The sequence below is a fragment of the Nocardia miyunensis NBRC 108239 genome (assembly GCF_001613065.1).
GTDB classification, from domain to species: domain Bacteria; phylum Actinomycetota; class Actinomycetes; order Mycobacteriales; family Mycobacteriaceae; genus Nocardia; species Nocardia miyunensis.
The window spans coordinates 1-26,526 of sequence record NZ_BDBQ01000118.1 but is presented as its reverse complement, the minus strand read 5'-3'; the positions used below and the strand labels follow the sequence as shown (position 1 = coordinate 26,526).

Genomic DNA, 26,526 nt, shown 5'->3' with positions numbered 1-26,526 from the left:
GCCGCACTTGCCGACCGGCCACGCGCACTCCGTGGCCGGTCGGCCGTGTCACCGCCGCGGTGATGGGGTGGCGAACGGCTCGAATCGCGGTGTCCGCTTGTCGCGCCAGGCCGCGACGCCCTCGCGATGGTCGGCCGACGCAAGCGCGGGAATCATGAGTTCGGTTGCCTGCGTGTAGGATTCGCGCAGGGAGAGTTGTTCGGCGTCGACGAGTTGCCGTTTGATCGTCGCCCAGCTGTTGGGGGCTCCGGTCCGGATGAGTTCGCGCGCGTAATCCATTGCTGCACTGAGCGTTTTCCCGGCTTCCACGGTGCGATTCACCAGCCCGATGGATTCGGCCTGCGTGCCGGTGAGGGTGTGCCCGGACAGCAGCAGGTCCGTCGCGTGCGTGCGGCCTACGAGGCGGGGGAGCAGCCAGGCGGCGCCGTGCTCGGCCACCAGGCCGAGCCGGGCGAAGGACGTGGTGAGCTTGGCGTCGGCGGCGGCGATGCGGATATCGCACCACAGCGCGAGGACGAAGCCGAGGCCGGCGGCGGGCCCGTTGATCGCCGCGATGACCGGCTTGGGGAATTCGGCCAGTTCACACAGTTCGCGGCGGCCCGTGCGATCGTTCGACGCGGCTGCCTCGCCGAGTATGTCGAACGAGGCGCCGGCGCAGAATCCGCGTCCGGCGCCGGTGACCACCACGACCCGCACGTCCGGGTCGGTTGCCGCCGCGTCGAGTGTGGCGAAGAACGCCGCCTCCAGTGCGGGGGTCCAGGCGTTGAGTTGCGCCGGCCGATTGAGGATCAGCTGGAGGATGCCCGACTCGCTGCTGTTCACGATCAACTCATTCGAATCCATGATCCGACGCTACCTGTCCCGAAATTTTTGTCAACATACATGTTGAATTATGAGGTACGCTGCTGAGGTGGCACATCGACATCAGTCAGCGCGCGTGGCCGTCGTCGGCGCGGGCATCATGGGTTCTGGCATAGCGCAATTGGCGGCGACCGCGGGCTACGAGGTCGCCATGGCCGATGCCGACGCCGATCAGCTCGCCCGCGCTCGCGCTCAGATCGACGCTAGCGTTGAAAAATTGACGGCGAAGGGTGTGATCGATGCGGACGCCGGCGCGCGTGCGCTTCGCCGGCTGCATCCGCACACCTCGGTAGGCGATGCCGCGAAGGACGCCGACGTGGTGATCGAGGCCGTCGTGGAGCGGCTGCCCGTCAAGCAGGCGGTCCTGGCCGAGGCGGCGTCGGTCGCTGCGCCGGATGCGCTGCTGGCCACGAACACTTCGCAGCTGTCCGTGACCGCGATAGCAAGCGCGCTGCCCGACGCCGTCGACCGGGTCGTCGGCATGCACTTCTTCAACCCCGCGGTCCTGATGCGCCTGGTGGAGATCGTGGTCGGGCTGGAAACCGGTGCGGCCACCGTCGCCGCCGCCGCGGCCTTCGCCGAAAGCCTCGGCAAGGAGACGGTGATCTGCCGCAAGGACAGCCCGGGCTTCCTGACCTCGCGGATCGCGGCCATCGTACGGCTGGAGTGCCTGCGCATGCTGGAGGAAGGCGTCGGCACCGCCGAGGATATCGACCGCGCGCTGCGGCTGGGCCTGAACTTCCCCATCGGTCCGTTGGAGCTGGGCGACCGCAACGGGCACGACACCTTCCTGCTGGCGGTCGAGTCGATGGCGCAGACGCTCGGCGAGCGGTTCCGGCCGACCGTCGGTCTGCGAAATCTTGTCGCGGCCGGCCGGCTCGGCCGCAAAACCGGGCGCGGGATCTATCGATACGACGAAGACGGCCGGATCATCCGTGCGGATCCCCTCGGCTGATACGGGCCAGTTGGCGGTAGAGGCCGAGTCTTTCGGTCACGTTATCGAACTATATTTACGGAGTCAGTCGAGTGGACGCAACGAATACCGAGACAACTGATATCGGGAAAAGTGAACTAGCGCATATCATCGAGTCGGCGAATGTTCCGACGCTACTGATGGTGCTCTACCAGGTGACCGGAGATCGCCGCTGGCTGGCGGCGCCGTACCTGCCGACCCGGACCAAGGGACTGGGCGATCACGACACCGGTGGGCTGCCGGAGGACATCCAGGCCGAGATCAGGCAGGCCGCCGTGGATGCGTTCGACCATCTGCTGCGCGGAAATCCGCCGGCCATCGACATCCCGACACCGGAGCAGACCGCCGAAATGCTGGGTGTCTGCGTCGGGGAGCCGGTGGACGATTCCTACGGTGTGATGTTCGCCGAGGAGTTCCGGCGCAGGGTCGGCGCCGCGGGCGAGGACAGCCGGCCCGAGGCTGGGGTTCCCGGCGGCTTCCGAGCGCTGATCATCGGCAGCGGTGTATCCGGAATTATTGCGGCGCAACGTTTCCAGGAGATGGGCGTGCCCTATCTGATGGTCGACAAGCACGACTCGCCCGGAGGCAACTGGCTGGACAACCGCTATCCCGGCGCCGGCGTCGACACACCCAGCCATTTGTATTCCTACTCGTTCGCGCCGCACGACTGGGGATATCACTTCGAACTCCGCGCCTCGCTCGAGGAATATTTCGGTAAAGCATTCGATCTGGTCGGGGCGCGTCCGAACGCCCGATTCGGGACCGAGGTGGTCCGCGCCGAATACGACGAAGCCGAGGCGCGCTGGCGGGTCACCCTCCGCGCCGCGGACGGAACCACCGAGGTCCTGCCATTCAACGCGATCGTCAGCGCGGTGGGCATGCTCAATCGGCCGAAACTGCCGGCGGTGTCCGGCCTGGACCGATTCCGCGGCCCCTCGTTCCACTCTTCCGACTGGCCCGCCGATCTGGACATCACCGGCAAGCGTGTCGCGGTGATCGGCAACGGGGCCAGTGCGATGCAGATCGTGCCGGCCATCGCCGACCAGGTCGGCCAGCTGACGATATTCCAGCGCACACCGCAGTGGATCGCCCCGTTCGACAAGTTCCAGCAGCCGATCGATGAGGGCTCCCGATATCTGCTGCGTACGTTTCCCATCTACCGAACCTGGTACTGGCTCAAGCTGTACTGGCAGTTCGGCGACAAGGTGCTGGACTCGTTGCGCAAGGACCCCGAGTGGCCGCACCCGGAGCGGGCGGTGAACGCTCGTAACGACGGCCACCGCGAATACTTCACCCAGTACATCCGGGACGAGCTGGGCGACCGCACGGATCTGTTCGACAAAACGTTGCCCACCTATCCGCCCTACGGTAAACGGATTCTGCTCGACAACGGCTGGTATCGGGCGCTGCGCCGGCCCAACGTGACGCTGGTGACCGACGCGGTCGAATCGGTCGGCGAGACCGGCGTGGTGACATGCGCCGGTGCCGCGTACGACGCCGATATCCTGGTCTGGGCAACGGGTTTCGATGCGACGCGGTTCGTGTCCTCGCTGGATGTGGTCGGGCGCGAGGGTGTGACGCTGCGCCAGGCCTGGGACGATGACGATGCTCGCGCCTATCTGGGCGTGACGGTGCCCGGGTTCCCGAACCTCTTCCTCATCGGCGGTCCCAACTCGTTTCCCGGCAGCGGCAGCTTCATGTATTTCATGGAGGTGCAGATGGGTTATATCGCAAGGCTTTTCGCGAGCATGTTCGCCGCGGGCGCGGCGGCGATCGACGTGCGTGAGGACGTCTACGAGGAATACTGCGACCTGGTCGACCGCACCAGCGAGCTGACGGTGTGGACCCACCCGGGCACCAATACGTACTTCCGCAACGCGCGTGGCCGGCTGCTGTTCGTCTCGCCGTTCCGCAATGTGGAGTACTGGACTCGGGCTCGCAAGTCCAGCATCGAGGACTATCACGTGCTCGCGACGGTAGCCCGGAGGTAGGGCCGTCATGGGCCCTCTCCGGCGGATTCTGGTGCCGAATTGCGTTTGGCGGTGCGGGATTTGGCGGCCGAGTGGGCCCACCGCGCCACCCACATGTACCTGCTCGCCCGCACCGAGCGCGCCGGACGCGAACACGAGGGCCTGACGGAATTCATCGTCGACATGGACGCCGTGGGCATCACCGTCGGCCCGATTGTCGACCTCAGCGGCGAACATCACTTCAACGAGGTCCGCTTCGACAACGTCCCGGTGCCCGCACACCGGGGCGTCGGTACGGTCGGCGACACTGGCGGCAGGTCGTCGACCAGCTCTCGTTCGAGCGCGGCGGCGTCGAGCGGGTGCTGTCCAGCTACCCCGTGCTCCCGGAATTGATCGCCGAGACGGCCAGGCACGGCGACGACGCGAACTGCATGCCCTGCTGGGCTCCCTGGTGGCCCGGCCGGCGGTGCTGCGCCGCCCGTGTTTCGAGGCCGCCGTCGCCATGGACGCGGGCCGGGAGCCTACCGACTGACCAGAACATACGTATCCGAGCGCAAACAGTTCGGCGCCGCACTCTCGAGGATCCCCGCCGTAGCGACCAACTCGGCACTGATGCGCGTACAACCGATCCAGGCGACGCCGCCCTGGCACGAGTCAGCGAAGCCGGCCCAACCCTGGGCGACGCCGTGGCCACCGACCGCCGCTGGGCCGAGTCCCTCGGCCGCCGCGCGTCCGCCACCGGCGAACTCGGCATCTGGACCCAACTCACCGCAACCGCAGCCCCTGGTCACCAATGATCAGGTGATTCGTAGGCTTCCCGCGGAATTCCATGAGCGGCAGGCGAATCGGTACGCCGACCAGTTGGGCATTCGCCCGGCGATCCTGGACGCACTGTGCCGCGGTTCGGCTGCGATCGTGCGAATTCCGGCCTTCTCCCGATGCCGGTCGGCGATGTGGATGCGGTCGGCTTCGGTCGGATACCGAGACGTGGACGCGGAAGAGGTCGCCCGCTCTTGTCGAGCGGGCGACCTCGCTTGCCTCCACGACCTTCCGCGGCCTGAACAGGTTTCTGCTGCTATTGCGCGAAGGGACAGGGTGAGCGTGCTTCCGGTCGGTACTCGCCGGGCTCACCGATCGGTGCGTTCACGACGTGCTTTCTGAAGGAGCATGGGGACGAGACCTGCGAGTCCTTTCGGCGCTGCGATGACGAAGATGACGACAAGTGCGCCGTAGACGATCTGGGCGTACCCGCTGGCATGCTGTGCCGCGCTGGGAGATGTCACGATCAGGTTGACGAGATCGGGGACGGTGATCGGGAGCAAGGTGACGACCGCGGCGCCGATCAGGGGACCGGCCTGGGTGTCCAGGCCGCCGATCAGGATCATGGCGATGACCGAGATCGACAGGGGCAGTGTGTATCCCTCGTAGCTGACCGATCCGGTGAACCGGGCCGTCAGGCCGCCCTGCACGCCGATGATTGCCGAAGTGATCACGAACAGCACGAGCTTGTACCGGGATACCGGAATCCCCATTATGGCGGCCGCGAGTTCGTGGTCTCTGATCATGCGCCACGCGCGTCCGCTGCGTCCGCCGCGCAGCCAGCCCACGAGGACGATCGTCCCGGCGAGCACGGCCAGCAGCAGCCAGGCCCAACTCGCCGACTGTCGGGCGATGGTTCCGGTGAAAATGGGCCGCAGGAAGAAGCCCGCGTCGCCGACGGTGGCCTTCTGATATTTCAATGCCGCGAATTGAGCCAGGTAGCACGCGGCCAGGGTGGCCAGCGCCAGATACATGCCGCGGATGCGAAGGGCGGGCAGACCTACGACTAAACCACCTATGGCACAGGCGAATCCGCCGATGATCACATCGAGCGGGAACGGCACGCCCAGTCGGCCCGCCCACACCGTCACGTAGGCGCCGACGCAGAGGAATGCGGCATTCCCGATGGATACCTGGCCGCCGGTACCCATCAGCAGGTCCAGCGCCAGCGCGCCGATCGCGGCCAGCAGGATCGTATCCACGACGTAGATCGAGTACGACGAGCCGACCGTCGTGACGAGGGCGACGACCACGAACGCGACGATGATGCCGAAATACCGCTGCCACAAGGGGTTTCGCCAGAGTGGCAACCGGGTGGAAGGGACATTGACATCCGATATCGTGTGAATCACTAGACCCGCCTGACGTTCCGGGTGCCGGCGATGCCGTGCGGCAAGAGCAGCATGACGGCGAGCAGCACGAGATAGGTGACGACCGTGACGTATTCGCCACCGAAGTATGCCGAGGTGAATCCCCCGAGCAGGCCGATGCCGAAACCGCCGACGAGGGAGCCCGGAATGCTGTCCAGCCCGCCGAGCAGCGCGGCGGGAAATGCGAGCAGGGCCAGATCCTCGATCCCCCGGTTCACCGAATTCACACTGCTGTAGGCGATTCCGGCGATGCCCGCGAGCACACAGGCCAGCGTCCACGAGCCGAGATACACCCAGCGGATATTGATACCGCCCTGACTGGCCAGCAGCGGATCCTGACCGCCCGCACGAATTCGGATGCCGAGCGAGGTGAATCGGAACACGAGCACCAGCGCGACCGTCAGCACGACGGCGAATGCCCCGATCTCCAGCGAGGCGGTCCCGAAGGTTGCGCCGAGGATAGTCATCGATCCGGTCGACAGCCCCGGAATGGTGACGGTGTACTGGGTTTCGGGAAAGACGATATTGATGACCCCATCCGCGACCGAGGCGAATCCCAGAGTGGCGATGACGGCGACGAAATGCGGCCGCCCGACCGCCCAGCGCAGGACGAACTGAAACAATATGGCGCCCAGCAGGCCGACGATACCCAGGCCGAGGAGCGCGAGAATGCCGAACGGCAGGCCCGAACCGCGCTGCAGCCTGCCGACGATCAGGGCGGCCAGCAGCATGAAGCTGCCGTGCGCGAAGTTGAACGTCTCGGTCGCGCGAAAGATGATGACGATACCGAGCGTCACCAGCGAATAAATGGCTCCGAGAGTGAGGCCGCCGATGATCGCGGCGGTTAATTCAGACATCGGCTGTCGCCGCCTTCGGTTCGGTCGTGCCACCGGCCATGGTGACGTGGAATTCCTCGGAATCGAGCACCTCATCGGTCGGCCCGTGCAGTGCCACGGAGCCGGAGACCAGGCCCAGCACGCGATCGGCGATCGCCCGAACCAGATCCATATGATGTTCGACGACCACCATCGGAATGCCGAACTCGGTGTGGATCTCGAGGAGCATGTCCCGGATCCGTGCGCGCTCTGCCGGATCCAGGCCGGACGAGGGCTCGTCCAGCAGCAGCACGCTCGGTCGCGCGATGGTCGCCCGCACGATGTCGACCATCTTGCGGGAGCCGTAGGGCAGTCGCCCCGCCTCGATATCGGCCAGATCCGCCAGACCGAACCGGCCGAGCAGTTCCCGGGCGTCGGCGCGCGCTCGGCGCTCGGCCCGGGACACCTCGAACCGGCGGAAGATCTGGCCCGCCAGCGAATAACCGATCGTCTGATGTGAACCGCACAGAACGTTTTCCAGTACGGTCGCTGCATCGATCAGTTTGGGGTCCTGGAAACTCCGGCCCAGCCCGGCGCACGCGATGGTGGTCGGGTGGGCGTTGGTCACGTCCATGCCGCGGTGCCGTATCTCGCCGCCGGATGTGCGAGTCAGGCCGCAGATCGCATTCAGAAATGTCGTCTTACCCGCGCCGTTCGGGCCGATGACAGCGACGATATGGTCGGCGCCGATCGCGGCCGAAACGCCGGTCAGCGCGCGCAGGCCACCGAAGGCGACGGTGATGGCACGAACGTCGATGATGTTCGGTGGTGAGGTTTGATCTTCGTTCATAACGGAGCTTTCAGCTGTCGCATCGGTCGCCGGTCACGGCACGGTGATCGGGTCGCTCTCGGCGAACTTGCCGGTCGCGGGGTCGTAGTGGTGGAACCGGACCGTGCTGGCGGCAACGTGATTCGTGGCGCTCAACGTCACCGGCCCGTAGGAGGCGCCGGCGGGCACGGCGTAATCGGAGACTTGTTCCAGTGCGGTGCTCAGCGCCGCGCTCGAGCAGCCGGTCCCGCACTTCTCGAGGGCTTTGGCCAGCACATATCCGGTTACCCAGCCAGACATCGCGAACATCGAACTCGACACGTCGGCGGTCTTGTGGTTCTTGTCCGCGACCGCGAGGAACTCGGGCAGCGTGGTCGCATACGGGTTGGCCGCCAGAGCGTAGTACTTGGCCGAGGCGATCTGCTGCAGCGTGGCCTGGGCCGCGCCCGACGGAATACCGAGTTGCAGCGCCGTCACTCCGGCCGCAGTCAGCGCCTTGGACACCACGACGGTGTCGTCGGTCGAGCCCAGGGTCAGCACCACGTCCGGGTTGTCGCGGGCGATCGCGCCGGCCTGCGTGGCGAACGACGCCAGCGGCAGGTCGTATCGCTGAACGCCGGCGACCCTGGCGCCTGCCTGCTCCAGCAGCGCACGGGCTTGTTTGATGATCACATCGACATAGGGCGAGTTGATGGCCGCGACGTCGACGGTCTTGCCCGACAGCGAGCCGTTCTCCCGCTGTTCGACGAAGCGGTACAGCGCCTCCGCGTCCTGCTTCGCGGTCAGGCTGGTTTGGAACAGATACGGCTGCGCCGGATAGAGCGAGGTGTCGGACAGGGCCGGGCTCAGCAACGGCACCCTCGCCGACTGCGCCAGCGAGGTGATCGATGCCGCTCCCGCCGATCCCGAGAACATCACCAGGGCAAGCGGATTCGCCGCGATCGCCTTCTGGGCAGCAGTGAGCGCGAGGCTCCCGCTGGACTGGCTGTCGATGACCTGCAGATCTATTTTCTTGCCGTTGACGCCGCCGGTGGCGTTGATATTGTTCACGGCCATCTCGATGCTGGCCGCGCCGGGCGCCGAAACACCCGAAAACGCCCCGGAGATATCCGAAATCACGGTGATCCGGTAGGAATCGCCCGACCCGGAGCTGTCCGAGTCGGCGCCTTGCCCGCAGGCCGCGGTGATCAATAGGGAAAGTATTGTCGCTCCTGCAACGAGAATGCGACGATGCAGCGCTTGTACACGCATGACGAGATCAGTCCTCTTATATATGTTGGTGCGGCGAGGGTATTGTTGGCGGCGTTTATGCGCCGATGTCTGTGATGCCGAACAGGTCGGTGTCCACGAAGTCGACCGATTTCCCGTGCGCGGTGATGCGGCCGCCTTCGAGCAGATAGCAATACTGCGCGGTGGTCACGGTGCGGGTGGCGCTCTCGTCGATGACCAGGCATGCGGTCCCGTCACCGGCGATCGTTTCCAGTGCCTCGAACAGCGGACGCTGCAGGCTGGCGTGCAATCCCAGCATCATTTCGTCGACGATGAGCAGCCGCGGGCGGTTTACCAGCGCCCGGATGATCGCGACCATCTGCTGCTCGCCGCCGCTGAGCGTGCCGGCGCTGTGCTTCATGCGGCCGCGGATCGTCGGGAACAGGTGCAGGCCGAATTCGACCGCCTCTGCCCGCTCGGCCCCGGACCGATGCATTCCCGCGGACAGGAAATGCTCACGCACGCTGAGGTTGGAAAATACCTTGTTGCGTTCGGGAACTGCCGCGATGCCGGCGTTGACCAGGCGATGCGGTTCGTGGCCGGTTACGTCTACACCGTCGAATACGACCTTGCCGCGCACGATCTGTGCACCCTCGGTGCGCAGAAAACCGCTCAGGGTGCGGCATGTCGTGGTCTTACCCGCACCGTTGGCGCCGACGAGCGCCACGATCCGGCCTGCCTCGATCTGTATCGAGACATCTTCGATGCCGAGGGCTCCATTCGGATATCGGACCGCGAGGTTTTCGGTCTCCAGAAGCATGTGCCTGTTTACCTTTCGGCCGTCATCGGCGGAAATCGCGGGCCGCAGTTGCGGAGTATTTGTATCCGGCCTGCCTGCCGCCGTCGATGAAATGCTGGTCGCCGGTGATGAAGGACGACTCGTCACCGGCGAGAAAGGCGACCAGGGCGGCCACATCCTCTGGTTCGGCGATACGTCCGAGTGGTGGCAGATCGGATGTGTCCGGCGAGGCCACGGCGGCGACCGCGTCGCTATTGCTCATCGGTGTGTCGACTCGGCTGGGATGAATCGAGTTGACGCGAATACCATACTGGGAGAGCTCGATTGCCGCGGACCGGGCGATCATGGTGTTCGCTGCCTTGCTCGTGCAGTATGCGGACATTCCCTCGATGCCGACCACGCCGCCGACCGAGGACATTACGACCACCGAGCCGCCGCCGGCCGCGCGCATCGGGTCCAGCACTGCCTGAATTCCCTGGACCGCGCCCAGCGCATTGATCTCGAACAGCCGGCGAAAATCCTCCGGTGCGGTTTTTTCGAACGGGCTCGAGAACATCACGCCCGCATTGCAGACCAGGACGTTCGGATTGCCGAATGTGGCGCACGCCAATTCGACCGCCGCGCGCCAGTCCCGCTGCTCGGTGACATCGAGATGGATGTATACGGCCTGTGGTCCGAGGTGTTCGGCGAGTGCCCGTCCGGGGTTGTCGAGTACGTCGCCGAGGACGACGTGTGCGCCGTCGGCGACGAGGCGCTGGGCGATTGCTGCTCCGATACCCCGGGCGCCGCCGCTGACGATCGCGATCTTGTGCTGTAGGGGATTGTGCCGCAGGGGCTTACGCGGATCCGTGGCGGTCATGAGGGCCACCGGATGCTAGCCATGGTCGACGAATGAATCATGCTGACGGCCTCCTTTGGCCCTGTCGGCCCCTGTCGGTGACTGCTCGGCAGGGTGGCTTTGAGGAACGTTAGCTCGGTCACATCTCTCTGTCAACGGTATAGTTGAAAAGTGGGAGCCCCGGCCATCTGTGTGCCATGTCGGTAGCCCTGGCTGCAAAGGCGGCTGGCTGCCGGGCTGCGCTCGGCTGGTCGGAGGCGGACGGCATGGCGGACTCAATCAACATGTCTGTTGAAATATGTAAGCCAGATTCGTAGGATGGTCGCATGACCACCACGTCTGACTCAATGGCGAGTAATCCAGCGGCAATGGATATCGAGCCGACGATCTTCCGGCGAGTACTCGGCCACTTCCTGACCGGCGTCGTCGTGGTATCGACCATGGACGGTGAGCGGCCGGTCGGACTGGCGATCGGCTCGTTCTTCTCGATCTCGCTGGCCCCGCCGCTGGTTGGCTTCTGCGCGGCGAATTCGTCGGAGACGTGGCCGATCATCAAGCGCTCGGGCCGGTTCTGCATCAATGTGCTGGCCGCCGACCAGGAATCGGTATGTCGTCAGTTCGCCCGCAGCGGAACGGAAAAGTTCGACGGGGTCGGCTGGTCCGCAACGGAGGGCGGCTGTCCGCGGCTCGACGATGTGATCGCGTGGATCGACTGTGACATCGAGACGATCCATGCCGGCGGCGACCACGAGATCTGCGTGGGGCGCGTGCGAGCGCTGGGGGATGGGCGCCTGTCGTCTCCGCTGCCGTTCTTCCGCGGCGGCCACCGGATCGGCTGAGTGCCGATAGCGCATAGCCGTCGCCCCGGGGATCGGGACCCGCATCGCGATCGCCATGGCTGTTATTGATGATCGAAATGCCTTCCCGGACAGTATGGTTGAGCCTTACGACTCCGATTTTCCATTCCGGGAAGGTATTTCGCCCCGCACTGCACACTCGGTGTGATACTCCAGTCCCACGCTCAGGCCGAGTGCACCGACATGTGGGCGACAGTATCCGGCCGTTCGCTCCGGGCTGACGGTGCGTTGCGGGAGACCGTCCTGTCGAATGCCGTAACATGTTGTACAGCAAGCACTTTCGTATAGGGACTGGGGAATCGGGGCTCCGCGGGAGAGCGTTCGCCGCCCGGTGGTGAAAGACCCTCGGTGTACGTGCGGTCCGGGCGGGCCGGTTACTTGGGCGTGGCCGTGCCAGGTGCCGGTTCGTTGATGGTGGTGAAGTACTGCACCGCGGCCATGATCGTGAGGGGGGCGGTCACCAGGAGTTGTCCGGCCACTGTGCCCAGGGCTCCGACGGCGACGATGCCGCCGAGGCAGCCTACGGCGGCGGCGGGAATGAACGGGCCGAACATGCCGACGATGGTCGCGGCGGCGACGGTCGCACCGGCGATGCCGCCCAGGACGCAGCCGACCGCGGCACCGGTGAGGCCGCCGACCATGGTTCCGACGGTGGCGCCGGTGGTGATCGTGCTGGCCATTCGATTCCAGGCGGCCTGCTCGCGGTCGTACGGAGTTTTCCAGGGCGCCTGGTCTTCATACGGCAGGGCGACGGGTCGGTAGCTCGCGTGCGCGAGGTCGAACTGGGGGGTGAGTGTGGCGGTGTGGCCGCTGATCCGTGCGGCGATGGGGAAGGCGAAATCGTCCACCCTGAAGGACAAATCGCTTCCGGCGAGCACAGTTCCGTTGGGGCTCTTGATCTCGAGTACGCCGTTGTCGACAGTCAGGGTTCCCGCGTCGGTGCTGATGACGGTCCCCGTCGGCGTAGCGGTCATTGTGTAGTGGATGGCGTCCGGTTGCGGAGCCGCCTGCGCGGTTCCCGCGATGCTCACGGCTCCGGCGACCAGCGCGCATGTCGCAGCGATTTTTCTCATTGTTGTTTCCTCTCATCGGACTCCTCGGCTTCGTTGCGGAGGAGGTGGAGCTCCGGCGTGGCGCCGGTGTGGGTCGACGGCTGTGTATCTGCCGGACCTGTTCAGGGGAGGTAGGGGTTCGTCCGCTCGACCGGCGAGACCGATTTCCAGTCGGGCAGAGCGAGTTCCGGGGTGCCGACGGGTCTTACCCTCGGCCGGATAGGTTCACTGCGTGTGAGCGAGCCGGCGGATCGTGCAGCAGGCGTCGCGGTCCACGTGCTGTCGACTGTGGGACCCGGTCGAACTACGCGTGAAGATGATGCTCGGGTGCGGCCAATGGCGCTGACTCGGAGTTATCGCGCCGATATCGACTGGTCAGCTGGGCGTCAAGTCCCGTGCCGTGCGCAGTCTTTCAATCAGCCGGTATATCTCTGCGCGCCTTGTGCTGTAGGGGATTGTGCCGCAAGGGCTTACGCGGATCCATGGTGGTCATGAGGGCCACCGGATGCTAGCCATGGTCGACGAATGAATCATGCTGACGGCCTCCTTTGGCCCTGTCGGCCCCTGTCGGTGACTGCTCGGCAGGGTGGCTTTGAGGAACGTTAGCTCGGTCACATCTCACTGTCAACGACATAGTTGAAAAAAGGGAGTAGCGTCCGGCTGCCTGTGCCTTATGTTGCTAGTCCTGGCCGCGATGGTGCTGGCTGACGAACTGTGCTCGGCTGGTCGACGGCGTGCGTCCTAGCATCTGCAACTAACAAGGATGTTGAAAGATGTAGGCCGGATTCGTAGGATGGGCGTATGACCGCCACGTCTGACTCAATGGCGAGTAATCCAGCGGCAATGGATATCGAGCCGATGATCTCCGCTGCCGTTCTTCTGCGGCTGCGGCCGGATCGGCTGAGCCCGTAGATTGCAGATCGTGGACCGGCCCCGCGCACCGGCTGCCCAGACCTTGCTGGTCCCGGTCCATGATCGCGTCACGCCCCTGCTCGACGACAGTCCGAGGCTGACATCGACTACGGCGGCGTCGGGCCGGAGATCGGACAGCTGGTCGAGGTCGGCTGTCTATGCGGCGGTCCACAGGTTGCCATCGATAATCGGAATGCCCTCCCGGACTGAATAATCGGAGTCTTGCAACTTCGATTTCACAGTCCGGGAAGGCACTTCGCACCTCGTCGCACGTTCAGTGCGATATTCGAGCCCCCGGACTCAGGCCCAGTTCGGCGAATGCGAGGCGGGCCGGATCCTGGTCGTCGCCGCGGCCCTTGGTGAAGGTTGCCGCCGCGGGCGAGGACCAGTACGCGGGTTCGCCGAGGCTGCGCGTCCAGTCGACGAGTGAAACCCGGTCGGCGATTTTCCAGGTGCCCTCGACACGGGCCATGCGGTCGACGTAGCGGCCGCCCATCAGGACGGCCTCGGCGTCACCGGTCGTGACGAATTCGGGGTCGTCGATGAATTCGATGTAGCAGAGGTAGTAGCTTTCGCAGACCGCGCGGTCACCGGAAATTTCGACCAGCTGATTCGCGACGATGTGCTGTTTTGCGCCGCGATACTTGGCTTTGGCGGCCAGCCAGCCGGCCAGTTCCGCCGGCCCGCCTTGGAAAGCGCCGTGGTCGTCGGCGGCTTCGGGCATATAGCAGTCGGCCACCAAATCCCAGTTCAGCCGGTCGGTGCCGTGGCAGTACCGCAGCACACAATTTTTGATCTCACGTTCGTCGAGCAGCATCTGCAACCGGGTGTCCAGTCCGTTTCCGCTCGTTGTCGTTGTGGTATCCACCAAAATTCTCCTCGATCAGTGTGCTCAGCCGACGCCGGACGATGCCGGGACGCTGTAGCCCTTCTCGTCCCGAATCGTCTCGACGTTGTCCCGCACATCCTCGAGCCGCAGGTCGGCCAACTCGATTCCCGCCGTCTCGGCGACGAAGATGCGCCCGACCTTGCCGCCCGCCGCACGCCAGACCTCGCCGGTGACCCCGCAGTCGTCGTGCACGAGGTACGCGGCCACCGGTGCTACCCGTTCCGGGGTGCACTGCTCGCGAATCCACTGCAGCCGACCGGTCGGGTCCGCGGTGCGTCCCGTCGTGGCGTGCCGCGCGGCGGCTGTGTACGCGATCGGCGCGATGGCGTTGACCTTGATGTCGGCGGCCCGGCCTCGGTTCGCCAGGTGCCGGGTGAGGCCGTACGCGCCGGCCTTGGCCACCCCGTACAACCAGTTCTCGCCGAACCCGGTCGCGCTCTCGTCTTCGGCGCGCTGTCCGCCGGCGCCGGAGCCGTACATCCCGACACCCGATGTCGTGATCAGGACCCGGCCGTACCGACGTTGCACCATTCCCGGCCAGAGCTCGTGCAGCACCCACACGGCGCCCTTCAGATGAAGGTCGAGGTGGTGGTCGAGGCTGCCGGTGGCGGTACCCGCATTGTGGATGAAAATGTCCACCCGGCCGTGCTTGCGCAGCGTCTCACGGGCGAGTTCACGAGAACTCGCCTCCGATGTGAGGTCGGCATAGATCATTTCGGCGTTTCCGCCGTCGCGCTGAATCGTCTCGATCACGGCGGGCTGGGATGAATCGTCATCCCGGTCGACCGATTCCACCGCGAGATCATTGGCCACCACCGTCGCGCCGCGTGACGCGAGCAATTCGGCATAGGCACGTCCCAGCCCGCGGCCTGCCCCCGTGATGAGGGCGACTCGGCCATCGAATCGCATTTGGGTCATATTCGGTTCTACTCCATTGTTTCCGAAATCAGGACAGGCCGAGCGTGATACGACTCGACGGTGCGGGAAAGCGGACCATCAGCAATTCGCTACCCGATACCCCACCCACCGTGACGCCTTCGCCGGATTCGGCCCACACGCCGGTGTGCGGTCCGAACTCCTGGCCGTCGTGAGTGAAGCTGCCCTTCGTGGTGAACAGGAATGCCGGCCGGGGATCACCGGCCGCCACCTTCAGCGAGCCGTCCGCATGCCATTGCACCGACTCGACCGCCAGCCCGTTCTCGGTGAAGACACCCAGTTTGTGACTGCGGGTGACCCCGTCGCCCTCGGACCAGCCGAAGGCCGAGGGGGTCATCAGCACCGGTTGCCGGTAGCGCGGTTTCTGGGGCTTGTAGGGCTCACCGAACACCTGCTCCCAGATCGCGTTGAGCGGATCCTTGTTGTACGGGCGATCGTCTTCACCGACGCCGTGGTAGATGCCGTCGCGGAATTCACCGTGCTTGGATAATTCGGCGACGGCCGCGTCGCTCTCCTCCTTGGTGACGAAGCGGTCGCCCCACTGCGCGACCAGAATCAGCGCACCCTCGCATTTCTGCGGCCCGTAATAGGCGTTGGCCGGAAAATACCCGACGTCACCCTCTTCGAGAACATCGAATCCGAGGTCCATCCGGCCGAGAGCGGCAAATCGAAGCTGCTCGAAATCGTGGCGATGCCGGATCGAGTTGTATCCGCGATCGCCCTCGCCGAAGCGCTCGAACCGAATGTCGTAGCTGACCTGCTTGCCGCCCTTCGCGGCCAGGATGACCTTCCGCCACACGTCGCCGCCGCGGGTATTCGGGACCACCAGTTCCCACGGCAGTCGCGCCGTGTCCACGATGTGCATCGCCGGCTCCTCTCGTTGTGTCCGTGTGCGATCAGGCTCCGATGAGCGGGCGATCCAGGTCGCCGCGATAGGTCGGCTGCACCGAGGGCGGGGTCAGCGCGTCGGCCTCGTCGATTCCGATCTTCTCGGCGAGTGCGTCCAGTGCGGGCAGGTCGAACCCGAAGACGGCCGCGGCGTTCGTGCCGAACATCTTGCGCGCATCGGCGGGCGGCACATGCTCGGCGCCGAAGGTGGCCTTGACATACTCGCGGGTGCCGAAACGCCACGCGCCCTCACTGTGCGGGAAGTCGATTCCGATCATCATCTTGTCCAGCCCGATGCGATGGCGGGCCGCGACTTCGGCGCGCGAGAACAGTGAGGATCCGAGGTAGCACTGGCGGCGCCAATATTCACTCGGCCGCATCGGGACGACCTCGCGGATGTCACGCCGCAGATCGCTGCGGTCGTACGAGTGGTCCATCCTCTGCAACGCGCCCAGCACCCAGTCGGAATGCGTCTCGGTGAACACGATCCGCAACCTCGGGAACCGCTCCAGTACGCCCCCGAAGATCAACGACGGCAACAGGTTTCGCACGCTGGTGAAGATGTCCGCACCGACCATGGCGCGCGCCGAGGTCAGAGTGGGCGCCTTCGTGTACGACGGCAGAGCGCTGCCGATCGCGACGTGGATGTTGACGACGAGATCATTATCCTGCAGGGCAGCCCATACCCGGTCGTACTGCGGCTGATACGGCCGGTCATCGCCGGGGAGCGCCGGCAGCGCGATGCCGGAGAATCCCATCTCCTTGACGGCTTCGATCTCGGTGACCGCGGCGTCGACGTCGTGCAGGCTGATCGCAGCCATGGGCGCCCACCGGTGCGGCGCGTATGCGCAAAAGTCGCTGACCCACCGGTTGTATGCCCGGTAGCCCGCGCTGAGCTGGTCATCGGTCGGCTGTGCGACCTGCAACGTGGCGGCGTGGGTCGGCGAGCTCATCAGGAACGGCGTCGCAAACTCCTGGAACAAGACCTCGGCCGCTATGCCCTCCCGGTCCAGCTCGGCGACACGCCGTGCGGGGTCCCAGCTCGCGTCGAGCCGGCCGGTGTTGGTGACCTTTTCCTGCCACTCGGCCGCGACATCGGGGTCGAGCCGGTTCATGATGTTCGTCGAATCCGTGGTCACCACACCGTATTTGCGGTAATCGATGAGAAACGCATCGAAGTCCTCGTGGTACCTCGACTCGAGGTAAGGGCGATAGTCACCCATGTGTGCGGCGACATGCCCGTCGCTCGAGATCAGCGTTATCCGACTCATCGTCAACCACCATCCATTCGTGAAAAACTCGGCGAGTCAGAAACAATCCGGCAAGGGAATGCAACGGATCTGCCGGGGTTGAAAGGTTGTTTCCACCTGGGACGCTAGCCCGGGAGAAAAATATTGTCAACACTCGTGTTGAAATTTAGTAACCGAGGTGACCCGCTGCGCGCAGCGATTCCGCCTCGGCGCGGGCGCGCTCGGTGAGCCACCAGGTGTCCGCGCCCACCGCCAGGAAGCTGAATCCCCGCTCCGCCAACGTGATTGCGCTCGCTGCGGTAGTGCACGGCATGCCTACCGCGATGTCGCGGGCCGTGGCGACCTTGCGGACGCGCTCGATTCCGTCGGCGTGAGGGCCGGGTATTGGATCGTTGCCCGGCGGCAGGCCCATAGTGATCGCCAGGTCGCCGGGCCCGATGTATATGCAGTCGATGCCGGGCACCGCGGTGATCGCTTCGATGTTCTCCACGCCCAGGGCGGTTTCGATCATGACGATGCAGCTCACGCCCTCGCTCACCGCGATCGGATCGCGGCCGAACGACTGCGAGGCGCGCACGGGCCCAAAGCTGCGCCGGCCGTTGGGGTGGATGCGGCAGGCCTCTACCGCCTCGCGCGCGTCGTCGGCGGTTTCGATCATCGGGAAGATGATGCCGTGCGCGCCGGCATCCAACATCCGGCCGGCGGCCGCCGCGTCGCGCGACGGCATGCGCACAATGATCCCGGCGCCGGTCCGGGACAGTGCCATCATGCTGGACAGCAGCCGGTCGTAGCTCCAGAGGCCGTGCTGCGCGTCGAGTCCGATGAAGTCGTAGCCCTGCAGTGCGATGACTTCGGCGACGAAAGGTGTTCCGGTGGAACACCATCCGCCGAACAGTGGCGCACGCCGGGCCAGGCGATCCTTCAGGGGGTTTCCATCCATTGAGCCCTCCAGGGGGTGACGGGGCCTGACGCCGGCGCGAACATTCCCTGTTCGCGTGGGCGCCGGTTACGAGACGCCTCGATGGTAGATACGGCCGACTCGCACTGTCAACGGTAGTATTGAAAACGCCGATGGTGGTCGGGGGCCATCATCGCCGTATCAAACCGCCATTTATCAACATGTGTGTTGACATTCGGTCCGGCTCGGGATTAGCGTCAGCGCGTGTACTTCCTGCGGGCAGTCCCGAGGTCGGCGGGTCCACCGGGACCGGGTCGGTCGACGTGCCGACCTAACCACCGTTCATCACGCCGCGGCAGTGCAAGCTCAATTTTCGTCTGCGAGCGCCCCAAGGAGGTCGCGTCATGACCGGTCAGCAAGATTCCCCCCAGCGATCGTCGTTCTTCGGCGACAACGCGTTGAAACTCGGCGTCTTCTGCCTCAATGTCAGCGGGGGCATGATGCTCTCCGGCGCATCGAAACCCACGCTGGACTGGGACGAGAACGTCTCGGTCGCCACCGCTGCCGACGCCGCCGGCTGGGAGTTCCTGCTCCCCATCGGCCGGTGGCGCGGGCACGGCGGCAAATACAACGCGAATGCCGAACAGTACGAATGCTTCACCTGGGCGGCCGCCATGGCTGCCCTGACGCGGCGAATTCAGGTCTTCGCCACCTGCCACGTGCCGATCTACCATCCGATGCTCGCGGCGAAACTGTCCGCGACGATCGATAACATCAGCGGCGGCCGATTCGGGCTCAACATCGTTTCGGGCTGGAATGCCGCCGAATTCGGCATGTTCGGTATCGAGCAGCTGCCGCACGACGATCGCTACCTGATGTCGGCCGAGTGGTTGGAGATCATGGAATCGCTGTGGGTCAAGCACGGTGAACTCGACTATCAGGGCAGGTTCTACACCGTCGAGAAGGGATACCTCGAGCCGAAAACGGTCCAGCAGCGGCCGGTGATCGTCGCGGCCGGCCAGTCGCCCGCCGGCCTGGACTTCGGGATCACGCACGCGGACTACTGTTTCGTCGGCAGCGACAACTGGGACCTGCTCGAGCAGACGATGCAGCGTTGTAAGACGCATGCTGCCGGATTGAATCGCGAGTTCAACGCGCTGACCTTCTGCACCGTCGTGGTGAAGGACACCGAAGCGGAAGCCAAACGTTACTTCGAGTGGTACGTCGACGAACTCGGTGATCTGGAGACCGCCCAGCGCTTGGCGAACAACATCATCAGTGGTGGCGCCCAGGCACTCCCACCAGAACTCGTGGCCAAGCGGGCGCGGGCATACGTCGCCGGGTGGGGTGCGTTGCCGCTGGTGGGCACTGCTGAACAGGTCGCCGACCAACTCACCCGCCTGAGCGGTATGGGAATCGGCGGCGCCGCACTCGGCTGGCTCGACTACACCGAGGGTATGGACCGCTTCAACGCCGAGGTCATGCCGCTGCTGCACCAGGCGGGGCTGCGCACGGACACGCGGAGCCTGTCATGACGAAACATCGTCCGAGCGCCGCTGAACTCGAGCACCTGCGCAATACCGTGGGACGTGTGTCCGACGCCGTCGACAGTATGCTCGATGGACGCGCGATCGTCATCGCCGATGACACGGACGGCGTCGGCTATCTCGCGTTCGCCGGTAGCCTCGCATCCGATAGCCTCGTTGCCTGGACCGTTCGATATGGTTCCGGGTTCCTTTGCGCGGCAATGCTGCCCGACCGTGCCCGGGCCCTCGGTCTTCCGCTCATTGCGTCGATGGGCCCGGGGATCGACAGGCACTACGCGGTCTCGGTCGATGCGATCGAGGGCACGTCCACAGGTATTTCCGCGCAGGACCGCGCTCGAACTCTCGCGCTGCTCGCTGACCGGCACGCGCATCCGGACGCCTTCACCCGGCCCGGACACCTCGTCGTCGAACTGGTCGCCCCCGGCGGCGTGCTCGACAGACCGCGGCCGGGGGAATGCCTCCTGGACCTGCTGAGCATCGCCGAACTACCGCTGGTCGGCGGGCTGTGCGCCCTCGTGAGCGAACGCGATTCGACGGCACTGGCCACCGGTGACGAACTTCGCGAGTTCTGCGACACCCACGACACGGCGCTGGTCTGCGTGGGGGACATGGTCACATTCCGTGAACTAACCGAGCGGCGCGTGGTGCGAGTGCACGCCGAGATCGAATGGCTGCCCGCGCGGTCCTATTCGACCGGGAGTTGCGTGCCGCGGACGGCGCGGAGCGCGAGCCGTCCGGCGTCCTCGGTGCCGGGCTCAGCGGTGTAGGCCGGTACGACGCGATCCACCACTCGCTGGGCGCTCATTTCTCGATCAAGGTGGATCGATTCACCGTTTCGAGATTTGAATGCCGTAATGCGCGAGCTGACGTTTCACCTGAAGAAGTCGCCGGCCCAAGCGGCGTACGCGAAATCCGGCATGTTTTCGGTGGACGATGCTGTCAGTTGCACCTGGGCGGACCGGCTGTGGCTCGGTTGTGCGGCTCCGGACGCTGGTTGGCGATACGCTGGGCATTGTCGGAAGGTAAGTGCATGGTGCCCGGTGTCAGTGCGCAAGTCAGTGGATGGCCTGCGACGAACCCCGGTAGCACCGGAGCCAGATATACCGGAAACCTGCAGACCAACCTTACGAGTTTCGTCGGCCGCCGAGCTGAGCTGTCGCAGATCAAGAACTTGCTGTCGGTCTCGCGGTTGGTGACGCTGGCAGGGATCGGTGGTGTGGGCAAGACCCGGTTGGCAAGACGGGCGGCATGGAATTCTCGGCGCGAATTTGCCGATGGGGTTCGAATGATCGAGCTCGCCGATGTGCGCGATCCGTCCCTGGTGGCCGACGTCGTCGCGGCCGGCCTGGGTATCAGATGCGATTCGGCTCGACCGGTGCAGGACATGCTCGTCGAGTTTTTGCATCAGAGGGAAATGCTGCTTGTTATCGACAATGGCGAACAGGTCGTGCAGGCGTTGGCCTCTCTGGTCGAAACATTATTGGTGGCTTGTCCGGCTCCGCGGATTCTGGCTACAAGCCGCGAGCCGCTGGATATCGCCGGGGAGGCGGTACTGCGGGTGCTACCGCTGTCCACTCCGGCCCGTGACGGTCCGCGCACACTCCGAGGATTGGCCGGATTCGATGCGGTCAGCCTGTTCGCCGATCGCGCGGCCGCGGTGGTGCCGGGCTTCGACGTCACTGAAGGCAACAGTGCGGCTGTGGCGGGGATATGTTCGCGGCTCGATGGTTTGCCGTTGGCGATCGAGCTCGCTGCGGCTCGCATGCGCACGATGTCGCCGGAGCAGATACTCGAGAGACTGACCGACCGGTATGCACTGCTGACCCGTGGCACTCGCACAGCGCCGCGGCGGCAACAGACGTTGCGGTGGTGCATCGACTGGAGCTATCAGCTGTGTACGGAGGCCGAGCAGCGGCTGTGGGCCCGGTTGTCGGTATTCGCGGGTGGTTTCGAACTCGATGCGGCTGAGCAAGTCTGCGGTACCGACCTGAAACCCGGGGACGTGCTGGACACGTTATCCGCACTGGTCGACAAATCCATCGTGCTTCGAGAGGAGCTCGATGGCGTCGTGCGCTTCCGGATGCTCGAGACTTTGCGCGAATATGGGCGCGAGCAGTTGCAACAAGCGGGCGAACACACAGATATCGGCCGGCGACATCGCGATTGGTATCAGCGATTGGCGGTGAATGCCGAGGCCGGGTGGATCAGTGATCGGCAGCTCGACTGGCTGGCGCGGCTCGATCGGGAGCAGCCCGACCTGCGTGATGCCCTCGAGTTCTCGCTGTCCGAGGACAGCGAGAACTCGGCCGAGGCCGGGCTGCGTACCGCCGCCGCGCTCTTCATATTCTGGGATTTCCGGGGTCTGCATGGTGAAGGTCGACGCTGGCTGGACCGCACCCTTGCGCACCCTCGGGCCTTCTCGATGCCGGGTCGGCTCACCGCGCTCCATGCCAGCACGGTCATGGCATCACTACAGCGAGACCTCGACTCAGCGGCTCGCATCCTGGAGCAGGAACGTACTCTGGCCGAGCAGGATCGCACGTCCCTCAATGACGCGATGGTCGCGTACGCCGAGGGTCTCCTGGCCCTGTATCGAGACGAAGCCACGAACGCGGTCTCCTGCTTGGAGCGTGCCGTCGAGGTCTTCGGATCGATGTCGCCGGGACACCCGTACATCGCCGCGTTGATGTTTCTCGGTTCGGCCCACACGGCGATAGGCGATATTCCGCAGGCCATCAGCTACTACGAGAAAGTGTTATCGATATCCGAGGCGGCCGGTGAATCGCTGTTTCGACCGTCCGCGCTGTGGGGACTGGGGATCGCCGCGTGGTGGCAAGGCGAGCACATCCATGCACAGGCCCTGATGCAGGAGTCGTTGCGAGTAGACCGGCGCGCACCCACCCCCGTCGTCGTGGCGCTCGATCTCGAAGGGCTGGCCTGGACGCGCGTCGGCGGCGATAACGAGCGCGCGGCCGTTCTGATGGGAGCCGCCGAACATATGCTGCGCTCCTCCGCCCCTGGTTACTCTGTTTTTCCAGAGCTGGCCCACGCCCATGAAGAATGCGAGCGCGCGGTGCGGCAAGCGCTCGGTGAGCGACGATTCGGCGCGGAATTCCGGCGCGGTCAATCCATGGAGAGGAACGCTGCGGTTGCGTTTGCCCTCGGGGAGGAGGTAAGCGAGCATACCCACGTTTCGGAACCGAGCTTGACCAAGCGAGAGCAGCAGGTCGCAGACCTTGTCGCACAGGGGTTCACCAACAAGCAGATCGCCGCGAAATTGGTGATCGCGCAACGCACAGCGGAAGGCCACGTAGAACATATCCTGACCAAACTCGGCTTCACTTCTCGCGCGCAGATCGCAACCTGGATCGTCGACACATCCCAGCAAGAGAGTCCTCGATCGCAGCAAATTTGAACGTCCTTCAGTCCGTCATTGCGACGTACCGTGGCGCCTTCCGTCGCCGATGGCGGAAGGCTGTTCCGATGCGAACCGCAGCGTCCCAGGTTGATCGCGACCTCATAACCGCGCGAAAATGCCCCGTACACTTCCGGCGCCGGTTGGGATCGGCGCTCGGGCTCGGCGTGATCCTGCCGCACGTCGTCCGGGGACAGCACTTGTAGTGGGGTGCCCAGGCTGAGCAGGTATGCGGCGAGTTCGTCGGCGTCGTTGCCGCCGATCTCGACGATGGTGCCGTCGGGGCCGTCCGGATGGTGGATGCCGACCGTGGGCCGGACGAGTCGTAGTGCTGCGTTCATCGGCAGCGGCAGGCGGACCCTCACGGAAAGCGGGTAGGTGCCGCCGCCGATGCTGCGTGAGACGAGAACCGCTGGGTTGGTGGGTCGACGAATTCCACCACCTGGCTCGTCGGTTGTGTGTGCGTCACCCGATCGGCCCGGAACGTCCCCCACTGGTCGCGCGCCACGTCCCGGGCGACGAAGTACCAGCGGCGTCCGGTGTGCACGAGGCGGTACGGGTCGACGTCGCGGACCGTGACCGCCCGATATCGGGAAGATCGCGGCAGTACCGATCAGACTCGTCGAACAGCAGGCAGTCGATCACCCGGATGCCTATGACGGGTTCGCATGCAGGTTGTGCTGACTGGCTGAGGCACAATCTGTCCCGGACCGTCACGTTGTTCCTAGCAGTTCCAGTGCGGTTGTGACCGTTCTCCTGTCACCGCTACTACTTCTGCTTCTTCCGATGCATGCTCTGGACTGGCAACGGCTGCAAACCACTGGACTGTTTCACCCTCACCCGCCTCCGCCGCGCCTGACCCGCTGGCGGGGCCGGTCCTCCGGCTTGACCTGGAGTGCGCTCCAAGTCCTAGTGTCGGAGGCGTTCGTCAGCCGTCGAGGTACCGCCCGGTCCGGGCAGGAGGAGTATCCGCGCATGATCACCCGAACCACGCTCGGCTCGCCGGGGCTCACCGTCAGCGCGATGGGCCTGGGGTGCATGGGGATGAGCGAGAGCTACGGCGCCGCCGACTGGGACGGCGGCCTGGCCACCATCGGCCGGGCCCTGGAGCTGGGCATCACGTTCCTGGACACCGCCGACGCCTACGGCACCGGGCACAACGAGGTGCTGGTGGGCCGGGCCATCCACGGCCGCCGGGACCAGGTGCAGCTGGCCACCAAGTTCGGCATCGACCGCAGCGCCGGCGATCGGGCGCGCCGCATCCGCGGTGCCCGGGACTACGTGCTGCGGGCCTGCGACGCCTCGCTGCTGCGGCTGGGCGTCGAGGTGATCGACCTGTACTACGCCCACCGCCCGCCCCAGGACGTGGAGATCGAGGAGACCGTCGGGGCGATGGCCGAGCTGGTCGAGGCGGGCAAGGTCCGCCATCTGGGCCTGTCCGAGGTCGACGGCGAGCTGCTGCGCCGGGCGCACGCGGTGCACCCGATCACCGCGGTGCAGAGCGAGTACTCGCTGTGGACCCGCGACGTCGAGGGGGTCACCCCGGTGATGGCCGAGCTGGGGGTCGGGCTGGTGCCGTACTCGCCGCTGGGGCGGGGGTTCCTGACCGGCACCCTGGACCGCTCCACGCTGGGCGAGAAGGACTTCCGGCGCACCAACCCCCGCTTCGCCGGCGAGGCGGGCAAGGCCAACGAGAAGATCGCGCAGACCGTGCGCGAGGTGGCCGACCGGCTGGGTGCCACCCCGGCCCAGGTGGCGCTGGCCTGGGTGTACGCCCAGGCCGAGCGGCTCGGGGTGGCGGTGGCGACCATTCCGGGCACCCGCAGCCCGGCCCGGCTGGAGCAGAACGCAGCCGCGCTGGAGCTCACCCTGGACGCCGAGGCGCTGGCCGCGCTGGACCCGCTGAGCGACCAGGTGATGGGCGAGCGCTACACCCCCGCGCACACCGCTGAGGTCGCTCGGGGTTAGCCGGTGGGCTCGACGCGCACGACGTCCAGCTCGACGACGTCGTTGACGTCGAGTCCACCGGTGACCTCGCCGGTCACGACCACAGCGGTGCCCCGTACTGCTCGACGGCCAGGATCGCGCCCCGGTTGCCGGAGCCCGGGGAGATCTCGCCGTAGGAGACCAGCGCCCGGCACCCGTCCGCGCCCACCGCGAGCACGCCGACGCTCAGCTATGTGTCGTCAACCATCGTTTGTTGGACATAGGCCTGACTCGACGTCGGCCGGGACCTTTCTGTCGCGGCATCAGCGGAAGGTTCGCACTGCACATCTGCTCATGCCGCATATCGCGAGGTTTGGGCCTGGACTGGCCGATATAGCGTGTATCGGCGTGCCTACTCAGGCTGCTGCCAGGACGAGAAGACGCAGACGGGTATTCGAGAGCACGGGCCCGTTCGACAACGACTGTGCCGCCGGTACCCCGACCTGTGGCGCTGTCCGTCGGCTAGTTGTGATGTCCAGGGAGGTTGTTCCGGGTTCGTGGTGACACGGCCTGGTGGTTGATGGGTGAAGGCCTCCGGTTGTGAAGTGGGGATGTCGAGTAACCGCTTCACCACACTGGAGGCCTTCGTGGTCCACGCTAACGCCGCTTTGACCCCGCGCGCACGGTTAAGGCTGGCGCGATTGATCGTCGAGCAGGGATGGACCTGCACGGCCGCGGCGAAGATGTTCATGGTCGCCACCAGAACGGCCCGTAAATGGGCCGATCGTTACCGCGCCGAGGGTCCCGCCGGGATGGCCGACCGCAGCTCCCGACCCCACCGCTGCCCGACACGCACACCGGAACAGGTTGTGCGGCAAGTGATCCGGCTGAGATGGCGGCACAGGCTCGGCCCGCTCCAGATCGCCGGACGGCTGGGCCTGGCGGCTTCGACCGTGCACGCCGTGCTGGTGCGCTGCCGGGTCAACCGGCTCTCGCGGATCGATCGGGTGACCGGTGAGCCGTTACGGCGCTACGAACACGACCACCCCGGCTCGCTGATCCATGTCGATGTCACCAAGTTCGGCAACATTCCCGACGGCGGCGGCTGGCGCTACCTCGGGCGAGCACAGGGCAAGAAGAACCAGTCGGCGACCTCACGGCGCACCGGCCGGTGGAGCGCCGATCGCCACGCCCGCACCGGAACAGCGTTCCTGCACACCGTCATCGACGACCACTCGCGGGTCGCCTACATCGAGATCTGTGACGACGAGAAGGCCCTCACCGCGATCGCGGTGCTGCAGCGTGCGGTGGCGTGGTTCCTCGAGCGCGGCGTGGTCGTCGAGCGGGTGTTGTCGGACAACGGGGCCGCTTACAGGTCCCATGCCTGGCGCCACGCCTGCGCCGAGCTGGCGATCACCGCGAAACGGACGCGGCCCTACCGGCCGCAAACCAACGGCAAGATCGAGCGGTTCC

At 65.5% G+C, this 26,526-nt stretch carries 23 protein-coding genes and 2 pseudogenes; 9 read left to right on the top strand and 16 right to left on the bottom strand.

The genetic code is table 11. From position 1 onward, the window contains the following. Positions 1 to 48 precede the first annotated feature (48 nt). Positions 49 to 843, bottom strand: a complete 795-nt coding sequence (locus tag NM2_RS42135) for an enoyl-CoA hydratase-related protein (RefSeq protein ID WP_067682098.1) — start codon at positions 841 to 843, stop codon at positions 49 to 51. A gap of 94 nt (positions 844 to 937) precedes the next feature. Here NM2_RS42135 and NM2_RS42130 point away from each other — a divergent pair, with 94 nt between their 5' ends. The 3 genes from NM2_RS42130 (at position 938) to NM2_RS42120 (ending at position 4,197) form a co-directional block, all read left to right on the top strand. Beyond that, positions 938 to 1,816, top strand: coding sequence for a 3-hydroxyacyl-CoA dehydrogenase family protein (locus NM2_RS42130; protein WP_218026098.1), 879 nt, complete (start codon positions 938 to 940; stop codon positions 1,814 to 1,816). A 71-nt stretch (positions 1,817 to 1,887) separates the two neighbouring features. After that, on the top strand, positions 1,888 to 3,825 hold the full coding sequence (locus tag NM2_RS42125) for a flavin-containing monooxygenase (RefSeq protein ID WP_245718506.1): 1,938 nt from the start codon (positions 1,888 to 1,890) through the stop codon (positions 3,823 to 3,825). A gap of 51 nt (positions 3,826 to 3,876) precedes the next feature. Next, the gene (locus NM2_RS42120; RefSeq protein ID WP_067682092.1) at positions 3,877 to 4,197 is read left to right on the top strand and encodes a hypothetical protein; all 321 of its coding nucleotides are present in this window, start codon (positions 3,877 to 3,879) and stop codon (positions 4,195 to 4,197) included. 734 nt (positions 4,198 to 4,931) lie between these two features. Here the strand turns inward: NM2_RS42120 and NM2_RS42115 are convergent. From NM2_RS42115 to NM2_RS42090, 6 genes are all read right to left on the bottom strand, one after another. Beyond that, a complete protein-coding gene (locus NM2_RS42115; RefSeq protein WP_169816342.1) occupies positions 4,932 to 5,933 on the bottom strand; it encodes a branched-chain amino acid ABC transporter permease in 1,002 nt (333 codons plus the stop codon). Positions 5,934 to 5,974: 41 nt separating this feature from the next. Further along, a complete protein-coding gene (locus tag NM2_RS42110; protein ID WP_067682086.1) occupies positions 5,975 to 6,850 on the bottom strand; it encodes a branched-chain amino acid ABC transporter permease in 876 nt (291 codons plus the stop codon). Then, complete coding sequence (locus tag NM2_RS42105) at positions 6,843 to 7,658, bottom strand: ABC transporter ATP-binding protein (protein ID WP_067682084.1); 816 nt, start codon at positions 7,656 to 7,658, stop codon at positions 6,843 to 6,845. Before NM2_RS42105 ends, NM2_RS42110 begins: the two co-directional genes overlap by 8 nt. A gap of 33 nt (positions 7,659 to 7,691) precedes the next feature. Continuing rightward, positions 7,692 to 8,828 (bottom strand): ABC transporter substrate-binding protein, encoded by a 1,137-nt coding sequence (locus NM2_RS42100; protein WP_067682081.1) that lies wholly within the window; start codon positions 8,826 to 8,828, stop codon positions 7,692 to 7,694. A 115-nt stretch (positions 8,829 to 8,943) separates the two neighbouring features. Continuing rightward, the gene (locus NM2_RS42095; protein ID WP_067682078.1) at positions 8,944 to 9,666 is read right to left on the bottom strand and encodes an ABC transporter ATP-binding protein; all 723 of its coding nucleotides are present in this window, start codon (positions 9,664 to 9,666) and stop codon (positions 8,944 to 8,946) included. A gap of 22 nt (positions 9,667 to 9,688) precedes the next feature. After that, a complete protein-coding gene (locus NM2_RS42090; protein WP_067682075.1) occupies positions 9,689 to 10,504 on the bottom strand; it encodes a glucose 1-dehydrogenase in 816 nt (271 codons plus the stop codon). A 305-nt stretch (positions 10,505 to 10,809) separates the two neighbouring features. On the opposite strand from NM2_RS42090, the gene NM2_RS42085 reads away from it, so the two are divergent. Further along, entirely contained in the window at positions 10,810 to 11,322 is a 513-nt protein-coding gene (locus NM2_RS42085) for a flavin reductase family protein (RefSeq protein WP_245718505.1), read from the top strand. Between the two features lie 392 nt (positions 11,323 to 11,714). Here NM2_RS42085 and NM2_RS42080 read toward each other — a convergent pair whose 3' ends face one another. The 6 genes from NM2_RS42080 to NM2_RS42055 form a co-directional block, all read right to left on the bottom strand. Beyond that, the gene (locus NM2_RS42080) at positions 11,715 to 12,413 is read right to left on the bottom strand and encodes a DUF8020 domain-containing protein (RefSeq protein ID WP_067682069.1); all 699 of its coding nucleotides are present in this window, start codon (positions 12,411 to 12,413) and stop codon (positions 11,715 to 11,717) included. A 1,165-nt stretch (positions 12,414 to 13,578) separates the two neighbouring features. Continuing rightward, positions 13,579 to 14,172 carry a nuclear transport factor 2 family protein gene (locus tag NM2_RS42075; protein ID WP_067682066.1) on the bottom strand — a complete coding sequence of 198 codons (594 nt, stop codon included), beginning with the start codon at positions 14,170 to 14,172 and terminating at the stop codon, positions 13,579 to 13,581. A 24-nt stretch (positions 14,173 to 14,196) separates the two neighbouring features. Then, positions 14,197 to 15,111 (bottom strand): SDR family NAD(P)-dependent oxidoreductase, encoded by a 915-nt coding sequence (locus NM2_RS42070; RefSeq protein WP_067682063.1) that lies wholly within the window; start codon positions 15,109 to 15,111, stop codon positions 14,197 to 14,199. 28 nt (positions 15,112 to 15,139) lie between these two features. After that, the gene (locus NM2_RS42065; RefSeq protein WP_067682060.1) at positions 15,140 to 15,994 is read right to left on the bottom strand and encodes a hypothetical protein; all 855 of its coding nucleotides are present in this window, start codon (positions 15,992 to 15,994) and stop codon (positions 15,140 to 15,142) included. Between the two features lie 31 nt (positions 15,995 to 16,025). Beyond that, the gene (locus NM2_RS42060; protein ID WP_067682058.1) at positions 16,026 to 17,288 is read right to left on the bottom strand and encodes an amidohydrolase family protein; all 1,263 of its coding nucleotides are present in this window, start codon (positions 17,286 to 17,288) and stop codon (positions 16,026 to 16,028) included. 145 nt (positions 17,289 to 17,433) lie between these two features. Beyond that, complete coding sequence (locus tag NM2_RS42055) at positions 17,434 to 18,207, bottom strand: HpcH/HpaI aldolase family protein (protein ID WP_067682055.1); 774 nt, start codon at positions 18,205 to 18,207, stop codon at positions 17,434 to 17,436. Between the two features lie 362 nt (positions 18,208 to 18,569). Between NM2_RS42055 and NM2_RS42050 the strand changes: the two genes are divergently transcribed. The 3 genes from NM2_RS42050 to NM2_RS42040 all read left to right on the top strand — a co-directional run bounded on the left by NM2_RS42050 (position 18,570) and on the right by NM2_RS42040 (position 23,127). After that, positions 18,570 to 19,700, top strand: a complete 1,131-nt coding sequence (locus NM2_RS42050) for an LLM class flavin-dependent oxidoreductase (RefSeq protein ID WP_067682052.1) — start codon at positions 18,570 to 18,572, stop codon at positions 19,698 to 19,700. Beyond that, the gene (locus tag NM2_RS42045; RefSeq protein WP_067682049.1) at positions 19,697 to 20,479 is read left to right on the top strand and encodes a 3,4-dihydroxy-2-butanone-4-phosphate synthase; all 783 of its coding nucleotides are present in this window, start codon (positions 19,697 to 19,699) and stop codon (positions 20,477 to 20,479) included. The genes NM2_RS42050 and NM2_RS42045 overlap by 4 nt, the downstream gene beginning before the upstream one ends. A 263-nt stretch (positions 20,480 to 20,742) precedes the next feature. Next, positions 20,743 to 23,127 (top strand): LuxR C-terminal-related transcriptional regulator, encoded by a 2,385-nt coding sequence (locus tag NM2_RS42040; protein WP_169816341.1) that lies wholly within the window; start codon positions 20,743 to 20,745, stop codon positions 23,125 to 23,127. Positions 23,128 to 23,309: 182 nt separating this feature from the next. Here the strand turns inward: NM2_RS42040 and NM2_RS53645 are convergent. Together NM2_RS53645 and NM2_RS53640 are read right to left on the bottom strand one after the other, a co-directional pair. Continuing rightward, positions 23,310 to 23,492, bottom strand: a pseudogene (locus NM2_RS53645) (WCX domain-containing protein); the annotation flags it as partial. Next, entirely contained in the window at positions 23,489 to 23,734 is a 246-nt protein-coding gene (locus NM2_RS53640; protein ID WP_218026099.1) for a WYL domain-containing protein, read from the bottom strand. The pseudogene NM2_RS53645 and the gene NM2_RS53640, both read right to left, overlap by 4 nt. A gap of 368 nt (positions 23,735 to 24,102) precedes the next feature. Between NM2_RS53640 and NM2_RS42035 the strand changes: the two genes are divergently transcribed. Then, on the top strand, positions 24,103 to 25,095 hold the full coding sequence (locus NM2_RS42035; protein WP_067682138.1) for an aldo/keto reductase: 993 nt from the start codon (positions 24,103 to 24,105) through the stop codon (positions 25,093 to 25,095). Between the two features lie 73 nt (positions 25,096 to 25,168). Here NM2_RS42035 and NM2_RS52760 read toward each other — a convergent pair whose 3' ends face one another. Beyond that, positions 25,169 to 25,291 carry a hypothetical protein gene (locus NM2_RS52760; RefSeq protein ID WP_281182832.1) on the bottom strand — a complete coding sequence of 41 codons (123 nt, stop codon included), beginning with the start codon at positions 25,289 to 25,291 and terminating at the stop codon, positions 25,169 to 25,171. 409 nt (positions 25,292 to 25,700) lie between these two features. Between NM2_RS52760 and NM2_RS42030 the strand changes: the two are divergent. Further along, a pseudogene (locus NM2_RS42030) lies at positions 25,701 to 26,526 on the top strand (IS481 family transposase); the annotation flags it as partial.